The organism is Niabella drilacis (genome assembly GCF_900101395.1).
Lineage (GTDB): Bacteria > Bacteroidota > Bacteroidia > Chitinophagales > Chitinophagaceae > Niabella > Niabella drilacis.
The window spans coordinates 449,952-466,723 of sequence record NZ_FMZO01000003.1; the positions used below are offsets into that span (position 1 = coordinate 449,952).

Here is a 16,772-nt window from a genome sequence, read left to right on the forward strand (position 1 = left end):
CAAAATAGCAGGAAAAGTTACATAAAATTATTTTCAGGATAGTACAGGATGGTTCTGTTAAAAACCCGGCCTATATTTAATAGCGGCCTTGTTTAGCCCCATAACAGTAGTATATTTTGAATAATGCAGATGTTAATAAGAAGATTGCTTTTGAAAGTATGGATTATTGCGAACGCCATATCGGCAACCGCTCAGGTGGCTCCTGTTGTGCCGCGGTTACAGGAGTTGAACGGCCGCTTTGACGTCCATGACAGGAAGCTGTTTGAGAACCCGTCACAAGGTTATCACCCGGAGACCTGGTTTCATTTTATCGGAGGAAATATTTCAAAGGAAGGGATCACTGCCGATCTTGAAGCGATTGCCAGGGCAGGCATTTCGGGTATCCAGCTTTTTCATGGCCAGTTTGGCGGGAAATGGCCGGGTGTGGGCCCGGAGATCATCTGCCTGAGCCCTGCCTGGGAAGATGCCTTAAACTTTACGGCTCAGGAGTGTAAGCGGTTAGGGCTCCGGTTTACCCTGCAAAACTGTCCCGGCTGGGCCATGGCCGGCGGTCCCTGGATCAGGCCGGAGAACGCCATGCGTCACCTGGTGTGGAAGCGCCAGGATATAGAGGGAGCAGGTGGAGGACCCGCAAATATCCGTTTGGTGAAACCGGATGCTGTTACTGAGTCCTGGCGCGATTACCGGGAGGTTGCCGTACTGGCGTTCCCGACTCCTAAGGATGATACCGGAGAGCCGCTGGTACCGGTATCGGTAAGAGGCAATACCAATATATTATGGAATGATCTTTTTTCAGGAAAGGGAAATAAACCCGTTCAGCTGGCTCCCGCCCCTCCTTCCGATCCTTATAAGATAACGGTTGATTTTAGTACCAGCGTTACCATCCGCTCCATTACGCTCCCCAGCATCAATAGTTTCAATCATGGCTGGTGCTATGAGCCCGGTGTAACCATCAGGGGGTATGCTCTTTCTGAAAATGGTCAGCAAAAAGAGATCCTGAACACGGTACTGCCCCAGAGCAACTGGCAGGATCAATCGCCGGTAACCCTGGCCTGCAGGGAAACACAGGGCGTCAAAAAATACCGGTTTGAGATCGTGAACCGGCACGATATGCGGCTTGGGTTTATCAAATTGTTTTCAGCTGCCCGGAAAAATAACTGGGAATCGGAGGCGGGCTGGACCCTAAGGACGATCGAACGATCGGGGGATGCTTATACCCGCCCGCCGGATGCTTATGTAGACCCGGGCAAAATACTTGACCTCACTTCATTGATGGATAGCAACGGGTTGCTGAACTGGAAAGCACCCGCAGGCCGTTGGACGATCCTGCGCATCGGGCATGTAAATACCGGCCGCAAGAACGGGCCGGCTCCACCCGCAGGTACCGGATGGGAGTGCAACAAATTATCGGTGAAGGGGGCGCAGGCGCATTTCCAGGGGTATATAGGCCGGCTGGCCGGTAATAGCGGGCCTGTAAACGGGTTGCTGAACGGGATGCTTTTAGACAGCTGGGAGTGTGAAACGCAAACCTGGACAGAGGATATGGAGCCGGAATTTGAGCGGGTGGCTTCCTACCCCCTCCGCAAATGGCTCCCTGCTGTTTTTGGTTATGTAATCAAGGATGAAGAGACCACATTCCGTTTTCTCAGGGATTGGAGGGCTACGATCAATGACCTTTTTACCCATCAGTTTTATGGTCAGATGTCGAAGCTGGCTAAGGCCCGTAATTTATCCATTACCTATGAAACAGCCGCGGGGGATGTGTTTCCCGCGGATATTATGGAATATTATAAATATGCAGATGTACCTATGTGCGAGTTCTGGCAGCCCTTTACCGATGGCTATGTGGGGTCGCTGAATTTTAAGCCGGTGAAGCCAACCGTTTCGGCAGCCCGGCTGTACGGGAAGCCCCGCGTTTCGGCGGAGGCGTTTACATCATTTGCACTTACCTGGAACGAGCAATGGCAGATGCTGAAAGAAGTGGCCAATGTGAATATGATTGAAGGGGTTACCCACCTGGTATTTCATACCTATACCCATAATCCGCAAACAAACTTTCGGCAGCCCGGCACATCTTTTGGCGCAGGCATTGGCACCCCGTTTTTGAGGGGACAAACCTGGTGGAAGGAGATGCCTGCATTTACGGAATATTTTGCCCGCTGCAATTATTTACTAGAGCGGGGTAAACCGGTATCGGATGTACTTTGGTATCTTGGAGATGAGATCGATCACAAACCGGATCAGAATGCACCGTTCCCCGAAGGGTTTAAATATGACTATTGCAATACGGATGTTTTATGGAACCGGCTAACTGTAAAGGATGGTTGTATTACAACCCCCGAAGGTATCCGCTACCGGGTCTTATGGCTCCCGGCCAGCATCCGGATGCTGCCGAAAACGGCAGAAAAGATCGCCGCGTTAATAAGGGCGGGGGCCACAGTGGTTGGTGATGCGCCCTCCGGGATCGCAACACTTAGCGGCGGCAGTGTTGCGCAGGAGCAGTTCAATACCATTGTAAACGCTATCTGGAGCAGAGAGGCTAAACGGGGTGTTCGTAAAATCGGGAAAGGACAAATTGTTTCGGGTATGAGCCTTTCAGATGCACTCAAACAGCTGCAGATGACACCCGGCGTACTGGGCGGGCCGGTTCAATGGGTACACCGCAGTGCAGAAGATGCCGACTGGTATTTTGTTTGTGCACCCAGGGGAGGAACGTTTGCGGGTACGCTAAGCTTCCGGAATACGGGCTCTGTTGAGTTTTGGGATCCTGTTTCGGGCGGGGTGTTGCCGCTGGCTGCAAAAAAGGAAGGCGGCCGGACCGTTCTTACATTGGACCTGCCCGAAGCAGGTGCGGGTTTTGTTGTTTTTCATCATAAGGCGGCTGTAAAGGAAAATAAACTCCCGGTACCCCGGCAATACCCGGTATCGGTTACATTTACAAAACCCTGGACCATTCATTTTCCTGAAGGCTGGGGCGCGCCGGCCGCTGTTGAAGTGCAGGAGCTGAAACCCTGGAAGGAACTGAATCTTTCCAATGAAGGGAAAACCTTTTCGGGCACCGCGGTTTACACAACAGCTTTCCGGGTGGATACCGTTGAGCGGAATGCGAAATATACCCTGGACCTGGGCCAGGTGAACATGATCGCTTCGGTATCTTTAAACGGAGTACGGTTTCATACCCTGTGGACCACACCCTACAAGCTGGATATAACAAAGGCCATCCGCCCGGGAGTCAATACATTGAACGTGGAAGTAACCAGCACCTGGTTTAACCGCCTGGTATATGATGCCGGTTTGCCGGAGGACCAGAGAAAAACGTGGACGATCAACGGCCCTTCTGCAACGGCGGCATTAACAAACAGCGGACTGTCAGGACCCGTTCGCATTCAAATAGAAAAATAAAACGGATGAGTAAAAAAGAACCGACCCGGCTGCACCCGCTTTCAAGAAGGGCATTTGTAAAACAAACCGGTATTGCCGCGGCTGCCGGCCTGCTGGCACCCTCCCTGTTTGCCCAACAGGCCGCTGGCGCCGGCACCTATCTTATTGCCAACCGGCTGGAAACAGCAGGACCTGCTGTCCTGAGCGGGTATATTGGCAGCAGGCTGGAGCAGTGCTTTCAGGCAGACATCCTTACAAAAAATTTTGATCATCTTATTGAACCATTCCGGCGCAGAACAGAAACTCATCTATGGCAGTCGGAGTTTTGGGGAAAATGCATGATGGCGTCCCTGTTGGCCTATCAATACAAACCCGATCCGCAGTTAAAGGCTAAAATAGATGCTGCTGTAACCGGTCTTATCGCCACCCAAACGCCGGATGGGTATATCGGAAATTACAGCGCACAAAGCAGGTTAAAGCAATGGGATATCTGGGGAATGAAATATTGCCTGCTGGGTCTGCTGGAATATTATGACCTCACAAATGATAAAAAAAGCCTGGATGCAGCGGTAAAGTTGTGCGATTACCTGATCGGGGAAATCAACAGGCAGGGCGGTACAATCGTTGATAAAGGAAATTACAGGGGTATGGCGGCGTCTTCTGTATTATTACCGCTGGTGCGGTTAAGCGTGGCAACGGGTAATAAAAAGTACCTCGATTTTGCAGAGGCCATTGTAAAGCAGTGGGAAACGCCCGGAGGTCCGCAGCTCATCAGCAAGGCGGCTGTAAATGTAAGCGAACGCTTTCCCCGGCCCAAAGAGTGGTACAGCCCCGAGCAGGGCCAAAAGGCCTATGAAATGATGTCTTGCTATGAGGGCCTTCTGGCATTGTATCGTTTAACGGGCAAGGAGGCGTATAAACAGGCCGTGTTGGATGTTTTTAAGAATATACAGGATACGGAGATCAATATTGCAGGTTCCGGGGCCTCGGCAGAGATGTGGTTTGGTGGTAAGGAACGGCAAACCACCCCGGTATATCACTACCAGGAGACCTGCGTGACCGTAACCTGGATGCAGCTTTGCCTGGCTTTGTTAAAACTGACCGGTGAAGCAAAATATGCTCATGCCATCGAAACCACTTATTATAATGCTTTGATGGCTGCATTAAAAAGCGACGGCTCCACATGGGCAAAGTATACCCCGCTGAACGGCGGACGGCTGCCCGGCAGCGGCCAGTGCGGCATGGACTTGAACTGCTGCAGCGCCAATGGCCCCAGGGGCCTGTTTGCCATGCCCGGTCTTGTAGCAATGCACGGCAGGGAGGGCATTGCTGTTAATTTTTTTATTGAAGGATCAACGGAAACAACGACTCCGCAAGGAAAGCGGATCAGACTGGTACAAACCACCGACTACCCTGCATCAGGCAATATCCTGATCCGGCTTGAGATGAGTGCCTCCGAGGATATGACATTGCTGGTACGCATACCGGAATGGAGCAGACAAACGGTGCTGCAGGTAAATGAGGCAGCCCACCCGGACGTAACGCCGGGTGCTTATGTGAAGCTGAAAAGAAAATGGAATACCGGCGATACGATCCGTCTGGAGCTGGATATGCGTGGCCGAGTAAAAGTGATGGGGGACCGGCACCGGTATTTTGCATTGCTTTCCGGCCCGCTGGTATTGTCGCGGGATACCCGTTTTACCGGCACCAACCTGGGTATGGTGATCTCTCCTCTGAAGGGAGAGGAATCCTATATTGAGTTAAAAAAAAGCAGGGCAGCTGCCCGTGATAGCTGGCTGCAGTTTGAAGCAAAATTTCAGGCCGAGAATTATAAGGAGCAAACAGACCCGCCGGTTTGGGCCAGCTTTTGCGACTATGCTTCTGCCGGTAATGGTGCAGAGGCCTCTACGTTTCAGACATGGATGCCGCTCATTTTTAATGCGGCCAAAATGGAGTGACGGCTGTATTGATGCAGGTGTGCATCCGGTACCGGGTTGCTGCTGTTTAGCCATTCTTGCTGCAACGGGTTTATTTCTTCTAATTTTGCAGCCAGAAATTGTAAACATGAAAATAATCCCGCTATCAGAAGGCAGCTTTACCGTGGATGCCACTAAAAAATTTATCCCGTTCCGGTTATCAGAAGATGAAATGAGCGCCCGCCCGCAGGGAAGCCTGCTGGTGGAGATACAGCCCTTTTTGATTCTCACCTCAAAAGATATATTGCTGCTGGATACAGGCCTTGGTTTTAACCACCGGTCCGGGGACCAGATGCAGCTTTTGGCCCATCTTGCGGAGCATGGCATCCAGTCCGGCGATGTTACAAAAGTGCTGATGAGCCACCTGCATAAAGATCATACCGGGGGAATGGTGCATCCCGCCACGGGGAAGCCCACTTTTGAAAATGCCACTTATTGTATCCAGGAAAGAGAAGTGGCATTTGCCCGCGAAAAAGACGGGGCCTCGTACGATTTTTCAAAAGTACAGCCGGTGCTGGCGGGGAAGGTGGAGCTGTTGAAAGCGGATGAAGGATCTATTGACGGTTATATCCAATACCAGGTTACCGGCGCGCATTCAAAATTTCACCAGGTATTCTGGATCCGGGAAGACGGGGAAACCCTGTTCTTTGGGGCCGATGATGCACCACAATATCAACAGATGAAACACCGGTTTGCCGCCAAATATGACTATGATGGCAAAAAAGCGATGGAATTACGATCCGGCTGGTGGGAGAAAGGGAAGAAGGAAGACTGGCAGTTCCTGTTTTATCATGATACCCGTAAACCTGTAGCCCGTCCGGGCAGTGAACCCGGGCTGTAAAAGGGCCGGATACAAAAAAGGCCTGCCCTAAAAAGAGCTGGCCGTTGCTAACCTATGAAAAACACCAATGCAAATATATGTACAGCTTTGTTACAAAACAAATATTTGTACATAAATAATTGTTTAAACATTGTTCATGCGTAAATTTTAGTTTTCTTTAACATTTCTTTTCTTCAACTCTTCCCTGATCTTTCTCCTGAAAAGCTGCTCTTCGCCAAAGAAACGGGTTGCCCGCTGCTCTCCGATAATGGGTGTAAAGAGTTTGCGGTAATTGATCTTCAGCTTAATGCGCTCCTGTTCCCGAAGCAGCGGATCCCTGTTGGTCTTATAGAGGTTTTTTGATTCGCTGAGATAGCGGATCACCAGGGGCTGCAGTTGTTTTTTTTCGGTGGGGGTCAGGTCGATCTTTTCAGTGAGATAGTCGAGGAATACCTCATGTATTTTATGCGGGGAGGATGGAGCCGGTTGCGTTTGTGCCGCACCGGCAACAGTAACGAATGACAATAAAAAAATAAGAACAGCTTTCATTAGTTCAGAAATATTTCTTCGGTACCTTCTGCGGTCTCGTTTAAAAAATTGGTCAGCTCTGCGTCCGGAACATTTTTAAGCAGTGTGGCCATATCGGTATTGGGTATCTTTACTGCATGTGTGGTGATTGCTTTATCCCTGGGTGTGGCCTCATCGGGCTGTATGAACCGTTCCAGCTGCTCATTGGTCAGCTCGTTTACTGTTGCAACACCTGCGGTGGATGCAGGGCTACGGGGGGTGAGCAGGAATATGGATGAAACCGCCAGCAGGATAAAACTTGCTGCAATGGTCAGTCCCTTTTTAAAGTCAACAACCCGCGCCCGGTTCACCCGGAGCCGGGCAAAGTAATACTGGGGAACATGGTAAGGCATTATCCTGGAAATTCCATCCAGTACCGGCGTGTTGTCTGTATCGGTTTCCCTGATCGCTGCCATCAGGCGGCCGGGAAGGGATTCAAAATAGTTGTCCGGAACGGTAAAGCCCGGGTTCAATTGCTGCTCCTGCCGGATCCTGTCCAAGATGTTATATGAGGCATCCTCTTTCATTGCGCTTAACTTTAAGACCGGAATTTTGCTCTTTTGTTTAACTCTTCCGTAAATAATTTTCTACTTTTTTTGCGGCGTGGTGATAGCTGGCTTTTAAGGCCCCTTCGGTTACGCCCAGTATTTCACTCATTTTATTGTAAGGCATTTCATCAAAATACCTGAGGTTAAAGATCAGCCGCTGCTGTTCCGGCAACTGCTGGATAGCCAGCTGCAATTTCCATTCTATCTTAGCTGCGTCAAAGTACGGATCTGCACGGATCTGGTCTGTCAGATCTACTTCATTTCCAAAGGATATAGCAGCTTTTTTTTTCTTTTGGTTTTGCAGGTGCGTAATACTTTCGTTGGTTCCGATACGGTACAGCCAGGTATAAAGCCCGCTTTCCGCCCGGAAATGCTCCAGCCCCTTCCATACCTTTATAAAAACGTTTTGCAACACGTCATCCGCATCCTCATGTATAACGACCATGCGTCTTATATGCCAGTAAAGCCGTTCTTTATACTTGTTTACTATAGCCGTAAAAGCCGCCTCTTTCGTGCCGGGGTTACGAAAAAGTGCCAGTAAAGATTCATCACTTTGATACTGTTCCATTCAGACGCCTGCTGTTCTTTGACGGGTAAGATAGGGAAAAGTTTATTCGCAGTGAATTTGAAAATGCGGAAATTTGGAAATGTGGAAAATGTGAGAAGGCCGTTTCCTGGCGAAATGAGCATTGAGTCAATGGTGCATAGCCCGTTGTTTGTAAGGACAGGCTCGGTTAATGCCTGATCAGGCACGCAAAGCTCAATTCTTATGTCCGGGATGTGGGTCTTTATTTGAGGAAAGGTTACGAAGTAGTAAACGGGATCTTCACTTTTATGGGGACGATTTTTAATTCCTGAGGGAGACAGGGTTTCAGGATGCTCCCGGTTTCATATCCCCATTCCCGCTCCCGGCAGCCCTCGCGTGTGCGTCAGGTTAATGTTGGCCAGTAGGGGATTGCGGGCAGCCATGGCGTAGGCCTGGTACCGTTTCTATATATTACTGACCGCCAAACTGCTGTTTTTCCCCGGGGCTGCTGCCATGAGAAACCCGTAAAGGGTTTTCTTTGATTCACCGCGCGTGAAATGCGTGGCGAATGATCAGGATCCTGGTTGAACCCCGTCCGGGGTTCAATACAAACCAATCGCCAATAAACCATCGGTTATACCGTCGGCTATCCGGGCATAATCCCATTCGGGGTTTTACCGATTACTTTGACGCGCATATGGCAGTCATCGGGACCCAAATCTTCAAATTGATCAAAAAAGAAGGAGCTGCCAGGTTTGCTGACAGCTCCTTCAGGAATCTATTTAAAAGGATTAACCGTTCTTCCTGGCAATCACTTTTTCCGCAGCTGCCACGATATCGGGTACATCCAGGTGGTATTTTTTCAGCAGCTGGTCGGGGGTGCCGCTTTCGCCAAATGTGTCCAGTGTACCTACATATTCAATAGGAACAGGGAAATGTTTTGCTGCACATTGTGCTATTACGTCGCCAAGGCCGCCGATGATATTATGTTCTTCTGCGGTAACGGCGCATCTGGTCTTTTTAATGGAAGCGATCACCGCTTCTTCGTCAAGGGGCTTGATGGTGTGGATATTGATCACTTCCACGCTGATCCCTTTCTCTTCAAGGATCACACCGGCCTGGATGGCATTCCATACAAGGTGCCCGCAGGCAAAAATGGATACATCTGTTCCTTCTGAGAACTGCTGGGCCTTTCCGAGTACAAAATCAGACTCATTGGTAAAGATCGGCCAGGAGGGACGTCCGAAACGCAGGTAAAACGGTCCTTCGGTCTCGGCGATGGCCTTGGTGGCCGCCTTGGTTTGCGTATAATCGCAGGGTACTACCACAGACATGCCCGGCAGCATCTTCATCATACCGATATCTTCCAGGATCTGGTGGGTAGCGCCGTCTTCACCCAGGGTAACCCCGGCATGCGAAGCGCATATTTTTACGTTTTTGCCACTGTAAACAATAGATTGACGGATCTGGTCATACACGCGGCCGGTGCTGAAGTTGGCAAAGGTGGTGGTAAAAGGGATATGTCCCCCGATGGTTAAGCCGGCTGCAACGCCCATCATATTGGCTTCGCCAATGCCGCATTGTACAAAACGGTCAGGAAATTCCTTGATAAACTGGTTCAGTTTCATAGATCCGAGCAGGTCTGCAGTTAATGCCACAACCTTATCGTTGCTGCGGGCAGCTTCCACTATACCGTCACCAAACCCGCTGCGGGTATCTTTTTTTCCTGTAGATTGAATATCCTTTAACGCCATAAATTATTTTTGAGGTTACAAAAGTAATGTTTCTCCTATAGAATCAGGCATAAGTTTTAGGCAGATTCAGTTATATTTGAAGAAATTACATTGTTGGCTGAAGTGATTTGCCCACCTGCATCTGCCGGGCTTTTTGTTAATAAAAAGTATAAGCTTAAAAATCCTTTCTGTACTTGGGGTTTTGCTTTGTTAATTTGGATTATTTACTTCACCTTTGCTCCTCACGAAAACACAAGAAATTTATTTAATAAGGAATGGGACTGTTTAACTGGTTTACACAAGAAATAGCAATGGACCTGGGTACCGCTAATACCCTCATTATACACAACGACGAAGTGGCTGTAAATGAGCCCAGTATTGTGGCGCTGAACCGCAATAATCCCAAGGAAGTGCTGGCTGTTGGAAAACGTGCATTGATGATGCACGAAAAAACACATGAAAGCATCCGTACGGTCCGCCCGCTTAAAGACGGGGTGATCGCCGATTTTAACGCGGCGGAGCTCATGATCCGGGAGCTGATCAAGCTGGTTTATCCCAAAAAACCCTTATTTCCGCCCAGCTGGCGGATGATGATCTGTATCCCTTCCTCCATCACCGAGGTAGAAAAAAGGGCGGTAAGGGACAGCGCGGAGCAGGCCGGTGCAAAAGAAGTGTATCTCATCCATGAGCCGATGGCTGCGGCATTGGGTATCGGCATTGATGTGGAAGAGCCGGTAGGAAATATGATCATTGATATTGGCGGTGGTACTACGGGCATTACGGTGATTGCCCTTGCAGGCATTGTATGTGATCAGAGCATCCGTATTGCGGGCGATGAGTTTACCGCAGATATTATGGAAGCGCTGCGCCGTTATCACAGCCTGCTGATCGGGGAACGTACTGCTGAGCAGATCAAAATACAGGTAGGAGCCGCAATGAAGGACCTGGAAAATCCTCCGGATGATATCCCGGTAAACGGGCGCGACCTGGTTACAGGCATTCCCAAGCAGATCATGGTAAGCTTCCAGGAAATTGCGGAAGCGCTTGATAAAAGCATCTTTAAAATAGAAGAGGCGATCCTGAAAGCCCTGGAACAAACACCTCCGGAGCTGGCGGGCGATATCTATCGCAGGGGTTTATATCTTACAGGCGGTGGCGCCCTGCTGCGCGGCCTTGATAAACGGCTGAGCCAAAAAATTAAATTACCGGTTCATATAGCAGACGATCCGTTGAAAAGTGTGGTAAGGGGTACGGGCATCGCATTGAAGAATTACGATCGGTATCCTTTTGTAATGCGTTAATCCATCAACCGTTTTGTTCCCGCCTGGGGGAAACAAGCGCTAAATTCAACACCCGGTGCGTAATATATTTTTGTTCATCAGGCGGTTTTCGGTTTTTATAGGTTTTCTTATCCTACAGGGGATCTGCTTGTACAATTTATTTACGTACAACCGGTTACACCGTGTAAAAGGCCTGGAGGCGGCGGGGAGGGTAACCAGTTACTTCAATTCAAAATACAATTCGCTGGAAGATTTTTTCCGTATGCAGGCGGAAAACAAACGGGTGCACCAGATGAACGACTCCCTCCTGAACCTGATGCAGGCGAATTTTGTGCAGATCGATACCAATGCCATCCTGGTACATGATACCGCCGCTGTGGATACCACGGGTAAGGCAAGGCGCTATCTCTGGAGGCCGGCACAGGTATTGTATGCAACCGTGAACAGTGATAAAAATTACCTGCAGATCAACCGCGGAACCAGCTCCGGCATCGGGAACGATATGGGGGTGTTCAGCTCTAATGGCGGCCTGGTAGGAAAGGTGGTGAATGCCGGGAAAGATTTCAGCGAGGTGATGACCTTGCTGCATGTGATGAACAAGCTGAGTGTTCAGCTCAAAAAAACGGGCAATTCCGGCATCATTTCCTGGGATGGCAAAATGCCAACCGAGCTCACACTGAATGGCATCCCGAAAACGGATTCTGTACGCCTGGGTGATACAATCCTAACCGGTAATTACTCGCTCAGCTACCCTCCCGGTAAAATGGTGGGTACTGTTTCGAGGGTATTAAAGGACGAGGCAACTAATTTTTTTATTCTTAAAATAAAGCCTGCTGCTAACTTTGGAAGCCTGCAGCAGGTATTTGTCGTAGAAAACCTGAACTACGAGGCGTTGCAGCAACTGGGCGAGGAAACGGGCAGGAAAGTAGAAGCAAAATCCGGAAATAAGTGAGCGATCTTGTAAAAAATATCATCCGCTTTTCATTATTTGTATTTGTACAGGTATATGTATTTGATGTAATGCCGCACCTGCATGAGCTGATTACTCCCTACCTGTACTTTTTATACCTTTTATGGCTGCCTTTCTCGATCAAACGGGGCTGGCTGCTGCTGCTGGGCTTCCTGTTGGGGATGACGGTTGATTATTTTACCATGACGCCGGGCCTGCATGCCGCAGCCTGTGTACTGGTGGCTTTTTTACGGCCCCTGATCATTCACCTGCTTTCACCCAAAGACGCTGCCGGGTATACGTACCAGGAGCCTTCGCCAAAAGCAATGGGATGGAGCGCCTATAGCCTGTATGCACTGCTCCTTTCCTTTGCACACAATTTTTACCTTCTTTTCCTGGAATGGTTATCGTTTGGTGCTTTGATAAATTTCCTGATGAAAGTACTGACCACCACAGCCATCAGCATGTTGCTGATCTTTATTACAGAGCTGCTGTTCTTCCGTAAGCAGCGGTATCGCACAAATACTGCGTAGAGGTTTTCCGTGTGGTTTCAGTTCAGATCCGTGTTTTACCCCTCAAAGATCACCGGTGGGTTCCTGGTTTAATATGGTTGAACATTGTTGAAGGTGGTTTAATATTGTTTAAAGGGCACTGAAAACTCCTATGTTCGTTTAAAGTTTCAGGTTCAGGGTTCAATGTTAGATCGTTGTGCATGCCTAAATGTTCTATTGATGATGATTATGTATGTTCTTCCCGATGATCAAAACTAATAGCTGACCGCTGAAGACTGCCTGCCCGGGTCTCAGATTCCAAATCAATCCCGAAGCTTTGCATGCGCGTCAGGATAAAAAGCAGGCCTGTTGCCATAAAGTGTTATGTTAAGCATAAAAAGGCGCACTATAGTTGCGACAGAAACGCGGAAGCATAGAAAAGAACTCAGTGATTCTGTGTATTCAGTGGCGGCAAAACAGACTTAACATCACAGTAGTATGAATAAGCCTTTGGAGGCCGAAAAAGACCGGATCTTTTGATGGCAGGCGCAGCGCGCCGCAAATAATGGGAACAAGAACTCCCAGGGACCTGCCCGTAGCCGCAGCGCGGCGGGAATCTTTTCGGGGGAGGCTTATAGTACCGGTGCGCTGCACCGCTGTTCCATCTCGTGTACGTTGCTAATAAGAGTAACGCTGCGCTGCGGCTTTGGCCGTTAACCACTAAATTCCTAAAATTAACCTGACGCGCATGCGAACCTTCGGGACTCAAATCAGAAATCTTAGAGCCTGTTTAAATTTTATTGATGGAATTTATTATGAAGCTATTTTGGAGCGAAACAAGGAAAATTTTGCAGGCATAGTAGGCCACCATGGCGAAAAATTTAACGCAGTTGCAGCCCAAAACAGCCATAATAAAGCCATTGAATGAATTTTAAACAGGCTCTAAACAGTTTTGCACTATTTTTGACCTTTCTTTATAAAAGTTTCCCTCAGGTTTTAATATGTCGGTGTTTAACAAGTCAAGAAGTTATATCATACGGATTATTTTTCTGTCCGTATTTATAGTTATTATTGCGCAGCTGGCCAACCTGCAGCTGGTGAGCAATAAGTACCTGGAGCTGGCCAAGAATAACGCGGTATTCCAGAAGATCGTTTACCCGGAGAGGGGGATCATATTTGACCGCAACGGCAAGGCGGTGCTGAACAATACGATCATGTTTGACCTGATGGTGACCCCGGCGGAGGTGAAAAATTTTGATACGACCGCTTTTTGCAACCTGATGCAGATCGATACCACCGAATTCAGAACGCGTATTGTTAATGCCATCATTAAAAATTCGCGGGTACGGCCTTCCATCTTTCACTCGCTGCTCACCCCCGAAATGCAGGCCCGCTTTGAGGAAAACAGCTGGCGTTTCCCGGGTTTTGTGTTGCAGCAGCGCCCCGTCCGCACCTACCCGTTTAATGTAGGGGCGCATATCCTGGGTTATATCAGTGAGGTGGATGGGAAAGATATAGAGCGTTCGGGCAATTTTTACCGCATGGGCGATTATGTGGGCAAGAATGGTCTGGAATATTCTTATGAAAGAGTGCTGATGGGTCAGCGGGGTGTGCAATACATGATCAAGGATAATAAGAACCGGTTGGTAGGGCATTATGAGAACGGGGAGTTCGATACCACGGCGATAGCAGGCAGGGGATTGAAAACCCACCTGGATGTGGACTTGCAGGTGCTGGCCGAAAAGTTACTGGCCAATAAGGTAGGCTCCGTAGTGGCGCTGGACCCCAAAACCGGTGGTATCCTGGCCATGGCATCGGGGCCGGTCTTTAATCCCAATGACCTCACCGGGCCGGAAAAAAACAGGAACTATGCCAAAATGGTATTGAATGTCCGGGCGCCTTTGCTGAACAGGGGCATTAAGGGCCGGTATCCCCCCGGCTCCACCTTTAAACCCCTGGGCGGACTGGTAGCGTTGGATGAGGGGGTCATCACCCCGGCTTATGGGTACCCCTGCGGCGGCGGGTATTATGCCTGCGGCAGAAGGGTGGGGTGCACGCATTCGGGTGGCGGACACGCCGCCAACCTGCGCCTGGCCATTGCCAACTCCTGTAACTCGTATTTTGTGCAGGTATACCGGATGGCAGTGGATAACCCCAGGATTGGCAATATGCGCAAAGGATTTGAAGGCTGGGAAGACTACATGCATAAGTTTGGATTAGGGGTACGGCTGGGGGTAGACCTGCCCAGTGAGGACAAAGGCAATATCCCAACCATTGCTGCTTATGATAAGGAGTACCGGGGGGCCTGGACCTCCTGCACCAATCTAACGCTCGGTATTGGCCAGGATAAGATGCTGGCCACCCCGCTGCAGCTGGCAAATGCCATGTGTATCATTGCCAATAAGGGATCTTATTATACGCCTCATTTTGTAGACAGCATCGACGGGGAAACCGCAGCAGATGCGCCCATCCTGGCAAAATACCGGCAGAAGCATGAGGTGCTGACGCATATTTCCGATACCGCCTATAATGCCATCATCAACGGGATGAATGATGTGGTAACACGGGGTACCGCGCGGGTGGCCATGATCCCCGGTATTGATGTATGTGCCAAAACCGGAACGGCCGAGAACTATACGATCCTGGACCGCAGGCGCATCAAATTAAAGGATAACTCCATGTTTGTTTGTTTTGCACCCAAGGACAATCCAAAAATAGCGATAGCTGTGGCGGTGGAGAACGCCGGCTACGGTGCTACCTGGGCGGGTCCTATCGCAAGGATCCTGATGGAAAAATTCCTGCTGGACAGCTTAACCAATAAAAGCAAAGCCGACCTGGAGCGCATCTCCAATACCAACCTGATGCCATCCTATTATGACCGGCTGCAGTATGTAACCGACTCTGCACGGGCCGAGGAAATGGCAAGGATCCGCAAGGACAGTACCGGTTTACGCCGTTACCTGAAGGGGGGGATTAAAACGGCGCCCGGGAAGGATACTGCGCAGGCCGGTAATAACCGCAAGCCGGCGCCGGCACCGGCTCCCAAAAAGCCGTCGGCACTGATCGTTTTTATGACGGAAGACCGTAAATATACCCGACCTGTTACCGTTTTCGAAGAATTAATATGAGCCAGAAAAAAGCTGAAATATCCAAAGGTGTAGATTATATCCTTATTATTGTATACCTGGTACTGGTAGCCACCGGGCTGATGGCCATTTTTGGGGTTACTTATACGGAAGGAGATCCGGTGGTACAAAGCTTTATCGGCTATAAAACTGATTACAGCCGGCAATTCTTTTATGCCTGTATATCCCTTGTGCTGGGGCTTTTCATCCTTTTGACAGATAGTAAATTCTTTCCTGCAACGGCCAATTTATGGTACGCAGGGGGTATCCTGCTGCTGCTGCTGGTATTCCCCTTCCACTCTTCTGTAAAGGGAACGGAATCGATCATCAGATTTGGAGGCTTCCAGTTTCAGCCTGCTGAATTTTGTAAGGTTACCGTAGCCCTGGCCCTGGCCAAGTACCTGTCGGACCCGGAGCTGGATTTTTCTAAAACCCGTTCACAACTGATTGCTACGGCTATTGTAATGGCGCCGGCGATACTCACCATCTTCCAGAAGGAAACAGGACTGGCGCTGGTCTTTTGTTCCTTCTTTTTTGTAATGTACCGCGAGGGGCTTCCGGCCATCATCCTGGTCATTGGCTTTGCCATTGCTGCCCTTGTGGTAGCAACCCTGCTGATGGACAAAAACCTGCTGGCTGTGATCCTTACGGTTATAGCTGCACTGGTCGTATTATTCAGCCTCCGCCAGATCAGGAGAGACAAGGCCGTGCTGGTTAAGATCATTCTTATTTGGGTATTATGCGTGGGGATCCAGCGGTTTGGAGTGCCTTTTCTTTTTGAGCATGTACTGGGCAAACACCAGGTAGAGCGTATTTACAGCACCATCGGAAAAGAAATTCCCCAGGAGTACCTGAAAGGCAATATGGGGGAAATTGATGCCAAAACAGGCAAGCAAAGTAATACGGCGGATTATAACGTAAAGCAATCAAAAATTGCAGTGGGAAGCGGTGGTCTGTATGGAAAGGGATTGCTCAGCGGTACGCAAACACGTTATGGTTTTGTGCCGGAGCAGCGGACCGATTTTATTTTTGATACCATCGGGGAGGGGTTCGGGTTTGTGGGAAGTATAACATTGCTGGGATTGTATATCCTGCTTTTATTCCGGATCATCCGGATCGCGGAGCGCCAGCGGAGCACGTTTAGCCGGTGCTATGCTTATGGAGTGGCATCCGTATTCTTTTTTCATATAGCGGTAAATGTGGCTATGACCATCGGGCTGGCCCCGGTTATCGGCATTCCCCTGCCCCTGATCAGCTACGGAGGCACGTCCCTGCTTACCTTTACGATATTGCTTTTTATCCTTATCCGGCTGGATGCCGACCGGCAGATGGTGCTGCGGTAGCATTGGTTTCTGTTTGGAGGTCTTGTGTTTGAC

General features: G+C 49.5%; 13 protein-coding genes. 9 read left to right on the forward strand and 4 right to left on the reverse strand.

Features of this window, described 5'->3' with window-relative positions; all coding sequences use genetic code 11:
* Positions 1–150 precede the first annotated feature (150 nt).
* From BLS44_RS08190 to BLS44_RS08200, 3 genes are all read left to right on the forward strand, one after another.
* Entirely contained in the window at positions 151–3,402 is a 3,252-nt protein-coding gene (locus BLS44_RS08190; RefSeq protein WP_218127709.1) for a glycosyl hydrolase, read from the forward strand.
* A gap of 5 nt (positions 3,403–3,407) precedes the next feature.
* Complete coding sequence (locus BLS44_RS08195) at positions 3,408–5,339, forward strand: glycoside hydrolase family 127 protein (protein ID WP_090389557.1); 1,932 nt, start codon at positions 3,408–3,410, stop codon at positions 5,337–5,339.
* Positions 5,340–5,445: 106 nt separating this feature from the next.
* Positions 5,446–6,198 (forward strand): MBL fold metallo-hydrolase, encoded by a 753-nt coding sequence (locus tag BLS44_RS08200; protein WP_090389629.1) that lies wholly within the window; start codon positions 5,446–5,448, stop codon positions 6,196–6,198.
* A 147-nt stretch (positions 6,199–6,345) separates the two neighbouring features.
* Here BLS44_RS08200 and BLS44_RS08205 read toward each other — a convergent pair whose 3' ends face one another.
* The 4 genes from BLS44_RS08205 to BLS44_RS08220 all read right to left on the reverse strand — a co-directional run bounded on the left by BLS44_RS08205 (position 6,346) and on the right by BLS44_RS08220 (position 9,572).
* Positions 6,346–6,726, reverse strand: a complete 381-nt coding sequence (locus BLS44_RS08205) for a hypothetical protein (RefSeq protein ID WP_090389558.1) — start codon at positions 6,724–6,726, stop codon at positions 6,346–6,348.
* On the reverse strand, positions 6,726–7,271 hold the full coding sequence (locus BLS44_RS08210; RefSeq protein ID WP_090389559.1) for a hypothetical protein: 546 nt from the start codon (positions 7,269–7,271) through the stop codon (positions 6,726–6,728). The genes BLS44_RS08205 and BLS44_RS08210 overlap by 1 nt, the downstream gene beginning before the upstream one ends.
* 37 nt (positions 7,272–7,308) lie before the next feature.
* On the reverse strand, positions 7,309–7,860 hold the full coding sequence (locus BLS44_RS08215; RefSeq protein ID WP_090389560.1) for an RNA polymerase sigma factor: 552 nt from the start codon (positions 7,858–7,860) through the stop codon (positions 7,309–7,311).
* 749 nt (positions 7,861–8,609) lie between these two features.
* The gene (locus BLS44_RS08220) at positions 8,610–9,572 is read right to left on the reverse strand and encodes a transketolase family protein (protein ID WP_090389561.1); all 963 of its coding nucleotides are present in this window, start codon (positions 9,570–9,572) and stop codon (positions 8,610–8,612) included.
* 254 nt (positions 9,573–9,826) lie between these two features.
* On the opposite strand from BLS44_RS08220, the gene BLS44_RS08225 reads away from it, so the two are divergent.
* From BLS44_RS08225 to rodA, 6 genes are all read left to right on the forward strand, one after another.
* A complete protein-coding gene (locus BLS44_RS08225; protein WP_090389562.1) occupies positions 9,827–10,852 on the forward strand; it encodes a rod shape-determining protein in 1,026 nt (341 codons plus the stop codon).
* 127 nt (positions 10,853–10,979) lie between these two features.
* Positions 10,980–11,783, forward strand: coding sequence for a rod shape-determining protein MreC (gene mreC, locus BLS44_RS08230; RefSeq protein ID WP_245729143.1), 804 nt, complete (start codon positions 10,980–10,982; stop codon positions 11,781–11,783).
* Complete coding sequence (locus tag BLS44_RS08235) at positions 11,780–12,313, forward strand: rod shape-determining protein MreD (protein WP_090389563.1); 534 nt, start codon at positions 11,780–11,782, stop codon at positions 12,311–12,313. The genes mreC and BLS44_RS08235 overlap by 4 nt, the downstream gene beginning before the upstream one ends.
* A 706-nt stretch (positions 12,314–13,019) precedes the next feature.
* The gene (locus BLS44_RS26215) at positions 13,020–13,199 is read left to right on the forward strand and encodes a hypothetical protein (protein WP_143019700.1); all 180 of its coding nucleotides are present in this window, start codon (positions 13,020–13,022) and stop codon (positions 13,197–13,199) included.
* 73 nt (positions 13,200–13,272) lie between these two features.
* Positions 13,273–15,399, forward strand: a complete 2,127-nt coding sequence (gene mrdA, locus BLS44_RS08240) for a penicillin-binding protein 2 (protein ID WP_090389564.1) — start codon at positions 13,273–13,275, stop codon at positions 15,397–15,399.
* Positions 15,396–16,739 carry a rod shape-determining protein RodA gene (gene rodA / locus BLS44_RS08245; protein WP_090389565.1) on the forward strand — a complete coding sequence of 448 codons (1,344 nt, stop codon included), beginning with the start codon at positions 15,396–15,398 and terminating at the stop codon, positions 16,737–16,739. Before mrdA ends, rodA begins: the two co-directional genes overlap by 4 nt.
* The last annotated feature ends 33 nt before the right edge of the window (positions 16,740–16,772 follow it).